The sequence below is a fragment of the Mucilaginibacter sp. genome, from assembly GCF_028288105.1.
Taxonomy (GTDB): domain Bacteria; phylum Bacteroidota; class Bacteroidia; order Sphingobacteriales; family Sphingobacteriaceae; genus Mucilaginibacter.
Window position 1 is genome coordinate 1 of record NZ_JAQBOI010000296.1, and the last position, 4,910, is coordinate 4,910.

The 4,910-nt window shown below is 42.3% G+C and carries 5 protein-coding genes; all 5 read right to left on the reverse strand.

The features are described 5' to 3' along the window. On the reverse strand, positions 1-457 hold a 457-nt coding region (locus JWQ85_RS19460; protein WP_299470938.1), incomplete at its 3' end, for a 50S ribosomal protein L11 methyltransferase. Positions 458-540: 83 nt separating this feature from the next. Next, positions 541-1,305, reverse strand: a complete 765-nt coding sequence (gene tpiA, locus JWQ85_RS19465; RefSeq protein ID WP_299470940.1) for a triose-phosphate isomerase — start codon at positions 1,303-1,305, stop codon at positions 541-543. Between the two features lie 108 nt (positions 1,306-1,413). Then, positions 1,414-2,598: a putative sugar nucleotidyl transferase gene (locus JWQ85_RS19470; RefSeq protein ID WP_299470942.1), complete on the reverse strand. Its 1,185-nt coding sequence runs from the start codon at positions 2,596-2,598 to the stop codon at positions 1,414-1,416. Positions 2,599-2,663: 65 nt separating this feature from the next. After that, the gene (locus JWQ85_RS19475) at positions 2,664-2,912 is read right to left on the reverse strand and encodes a type B 50S ribosomal protein L31 (protein ID WP_256539646.1); all 249 of its coding nucleotides are present in this window, start codon (positions 2,910-2,912) and stop codon (positions 2,664-2,666) included. Positions 2,913-3,158: 246 nt separating this feature from the next. After that, on the reverse strand, positions 3,159-4,538 hold the full coding sequence (locus JWQ85_RS19480) for a right-handed parallel beta-helix repeat-containing protein (RefSeq protein ID WP_299470945.1): 1,380 nt from the start codon (positions 4,536-4,538) through the stop codon (positions 3,159-3,161). Between the last annotated feature and the right edge of the window lie 372 nt (positions 4,539-4,910).

Consider the following 4,910-nt stretch of genomic DNA (forward strand, 5'->3'; position numbering starts at 1 on the left):
TCCCGCAGCCCATGTCCAATACTTTTTTGCCGGCGAAATCATTCTCCAGCATCAGCCCCATCATCATGGCCGTGGTTTGGTGGTGACCGGTACCGAAAGCCATTTTGGGATCGATAACTATCTCGTACGGAAACTCCGGCTTTGGTGCATGGAAGGTAGCTCTTACAAACACCTGGTCGCTTATCTGAATAGGCTCAAAGTTGCTTTCCCATACCTCGTTCCAGTTTTTCTGCGGGATAAGGGTTATATCATAACTAAAGGTGAACATTTCACGGTAGGCGGCTAATGTTTCGTCCAGTAATTCCTGGTTAAAATCATCAACGGGGATATAGGCCTTAAAGCCCAGGTCTATCTCTTCAAAAGTATCAAAACCAATCTCACCCAAAGCGCCTATCAGCAGGTCCTGCTGGTAATCTTCGGTAGTAATGGTGGTGAAGAGTAATTCGTAGTAATTCATTTGTAGGTACGAGTATTGAGATGTGAGACTTAACAACCTGTGTAGCTTGTCTCAAATCTCATATCTAACATCTCAAATCTAAATTAGTTGAACGCTTTAACTATATCTGTAAAGTCGCGGGATTTTAGGGATGCGCCACCAATAAGGCCGCCATCAATATCCGGGCAAGCAAAAAGCTCGGCAGCGTTTTTTGGGTTACAGCTACCACCGTAAAGTATAGTAGTATCATCGGCAACCTGCTGGCCGTATTTTGCAGCCAGTTCCGCACGGATAAACGCGTGAATTTCTTGTGCTTGTTCTGATGATGCAGTAACACCGGTACCTATAGCCCAAACCGGCTCGTAAGCCAATACCAACTGACCAAATTTATCAGCATCTAAATGGAAAACACCTTCTACTAATTGTGATTTGATGATATCAAAGTGCTGGTTGGCTTCGCGTTCCTGCAAAGTTTCGCCGATGCAGAAGATAGGTTTTAAACTATTCGCTAAAGCTGTATCTGTTTTTTTAGCCAAAAGTTCGTTGCTTTCGCCAAAATACTGGCGGCGTTCTGAGTGGCCCAGTATAACGTATGCCGCACCAACAGATTTAATTTGCTTTGCAGACACTTCGCCTGTGTACGCACCCGCTTCGGCCTGGTGTGCATTTTGCGCGCCTACTGATACTTTACTGTAGCCTTTAGCCAATGCTGCCAAGCTGTGCAGGTGAATGAACGGACTGCAAACTACAACTTCCTGATTGCCGGTTGCTTCGTCTTTTACCATGTTTATCACTTCTGAAAATAGCCCTAAGCCTTCATTATAATCAAGGTTCATTTTCCAGTTTCCGGCTACAATTTTTTTTCTCATTTTGCTTTGTTTTGTCCATGGGCCATAGTCAATGGGCCATAGTATTGTTTAACGTTTATTTATCTCTTTGCACAGACATGGTCTTTCAACCATCAACTATCGACTTGTTTAAAATTTCCTGTATTGCTGTGTAAGCCTATATACTTCGGTAAGTATTGCCTTTTCTGCCGCATCAAATTTGCGATGTGCTCTTCGGACTATAGCGCGGTCGGCAGTATCCATCATTTTATCATATGCATATTCCACAAAACCATCTGCTCCTCCCCATGAAAAATCGGGTATATAATTTGGTGGATAACCTCCGCCAAACACGTTGGCGCTCACCCCTACTACCGTGCCAGTATTAAACATGGTATTTATACCGCATTTGGCATGGTCGCCCATTATAAGCCCGCAAAACTGCAAGCCAGTTTTACGCATGCTTTGCGTTGGGTAATCCCAAAGCTTTACTTCGCTGTAATTATTTTTCAGGTTAGAGTTATTACTATCGGCACCTATATTGCACCACTCGCCTACTACGGCATTACCCAGGTAACCTTCGTGCCCCTTTGAAGAATATCCCCAAACAACGGCATTGTTTACCTCGCCGCCAATGCGGCAATAAGGGCCAATGGTTGTAGCACCATATATTTTAGTCCCCATTTTTACCTGCGAATACTCGCACAACGCAAACGGACCACGTACATTCGTGCCTTCCCATACCTCAGTATTTGCCGCTAAATAAATAGGGCCGTTGAGAGTGCTAAAGCTGCAGCATTCAGCCAGTGCGCCTTCTTCCGCGAAGAATTCACCACCTATAATAGTATTTGTGCTGCTTAATTTAGCGCTTTTACGGCCTTGTGTAAGCAATTTAAAATCCTTACGCAGTTCGGTATCGTTCTTTTTAAAAATATCTTCGGGGTGTTGAATCATAACCAACTCCTTATCGTAAGCCATTTCAAAAGTGTAAGAACCAAAAGGGTCAAAAGCAGGAGCATAAATATCACTTAGCCTTACAGCCACCAATGTGTTATTATATCTTAAAGCCCCGCCATTTCCCAGGTTTTTAATTGCTTCAACAATATCTTCATCCGGGCAAATCGAGCCATTGATGAAAATATTATCGTCCTGAATGTTTATAGGGAACTTTGCCTGGAGGTAAGCCTCGGTGTTAAAAGAAAAATCGGTGTTCAAATATTTAGCCCATTTTTCGGCGATAGTTAAAATACCTATTCGCAGATCGGCAACCGGGCGTGTATATGTTAAAGGCAGAAGGGTATTGCGAGCGTTATCGTCGAAAAGAATGATTGCCATGGGCCAAAAATAAAAAAAGTCTCGACGTATTGCCGAGACTTGTAAATATTTTATTGAAAAAACACTTAGCTTCTGTTGTAACGGGTACGGAACTTGTCTATACGTCCGGCTGTATCAACTAACTTCATTTTACCAGTATAGAACGGGTGCGAAGTGTGTGAAATTTCTAATTTGATTAATGGATACTCGTTGCCATCTTCCCATTTAACGGTTTCGCGGCTATCGATACATGATTTGGTTATGAAAGAATAGTCGTTTGACATATCCTTGAAAACAACTAACCTATAGTTTGATGGATGCAGATCTTTTTTCATTGCTATTGTATACTTTTCTTTCTTATAAAAGAGGTGCAAATATACAAATACTTTTCAAAATTAGAAATGGGTGAGTAAAAAGTTTTTAACATGGTGTTGAGAGGTTTTAGTTGGCTTAACCAAATCAAATAATAGGGTTGTTTTATTATGGCGTTGCCTACGGCCCGGGCTTTCCGCCCATACTGCACAGGCCTTAGCCACGGGCCGGTACCCGCTTCAATCCCTAACGCAATTTTCACTAAATAATTAAAACTCCGTAGCACCAATATCAAAAGCACTCCCAGAAGGGCGCATGGTGCCAAAATAATCTAAACCTACGCCGTATGATAAAGCGTTTGCCCCTGCGTTGATAAGTGGAGATGACGACTGCAAATGAAAATCGCCTCCGCTATAATTTACAAAATCACAGTCATTAACGTCTTTACTCACATAATTATTTGAAGCCGTAAGCTTAACATTGCTGCTCATTTTGCGTATCGCGGTACCCGACCCCGGAATGATGATAACATTATTTATAACGGTATTCATTGGGATAGTTTCGGAGTTTAATTTTATCCCATCTAAAGCGGGCGCAACAATGGTATTATTAATAAACCTAAAATAAGGCCCGGGGGTATATCTCGAATCTGCAAAAATGCCATGCGCGCCCGAATTGAGAATAAAGTTATTAAACACCAGGTTATCTCCAAGCCCCAGCACGATAATACCATTACCAGGCGCATCCTTTATCACATTGTTATAACACTTCCCTCCGGTACCTTCCCCTATCTGTATACCGTTATTTTGGCCACTTGCAAAAGGTGTTAATCCCGGAGACCTGATCGTGTTGTTATAGATTTGACATCCTGAAATAGCGCCGCCAACCTGGATACCTTCACAACCGGTAGAATCAATCAGGTTGTTGTAGATCTTAACATTGATTACATCATGAGGTAAAACCTTACCGCAGGCAAGTGTACTACCATCGGCATAAAAGGAGTTACCTACATAAAACCCCTCGCCGCCTGTTTTGTGAATATAAATTTTGTGAAGAATTATATTTTTCATTGTAAAATGGCCGCGCTGTGTTGCTACATCACACGTTGGGTCTGTTTTTGCCATGATACCCGCGAAACCACTATTGCGGACTTCAACATTCGCTATCTCAAAATCTGAACTGAGATCATCCATCGTCATGCCTATGTTTCCACCGTTTACGTTAAACCCGTAGGTAACACCCGTGGTACCGTTACCTAGTATCTTAAAATATTGGCAGTTTTGTGTCTTAAACGCATATGAAGCAGTAGTGGATGTAGAAAAGGTTACTTTACCACCCTTATTAGTAATAATGATGGGGTTTGCTGCCGTCCCTTTAAAATTTTTAAGCAGCAAAGCGCCCCTTGTTCCGGCAGGGATACATATAACAGATCCTGCAGGTATATTAGTCCCATCAACAAACCATTGAGAAGGCTGAACGGTATAGGTACAGGTAGTAACGGCTTGCGTGCCTTTATCCGTAACTTCTTCTGCATCCCCCGCTGAAGCAACGCTTGCCTGTGCTTCAATTTTATTTATGCTTTTGGTACACATCACAAAGGATGATATCACCAGTATACCTGCTATGCCACGTATTAAGTAATTTTTCATTTTAAAGAGCTTCAGTAGCAGTATACAACGAATCATTAATTCAAGTTTTTTTGCAAAAAGCTACCTGTTATACGTGTTTTATAGCTAATTGTTGCTTCGCGGAATTTCAAAATCTATCAGGGCGTTGCCTGCGGCCCTGGCTTTACGCTCATACGCCTGCAGGCCTTAGCCACAGGGCCGGTATCCGCTGCAATCCATAACGCGGAAGGTTTCGTCTTAGCTGGCCCTCGGCCGAGAGCCCCCAGAAACGGAAGATTCTAAAAATAAATAGATTCTCCGCCATCTTTATAAAGGCTTATAAACTCTGTAAAACTATTAGCAACTCGTTTATATTCACTTCCTATAATTGCATAAACTTCGTTTTTGTCCGCT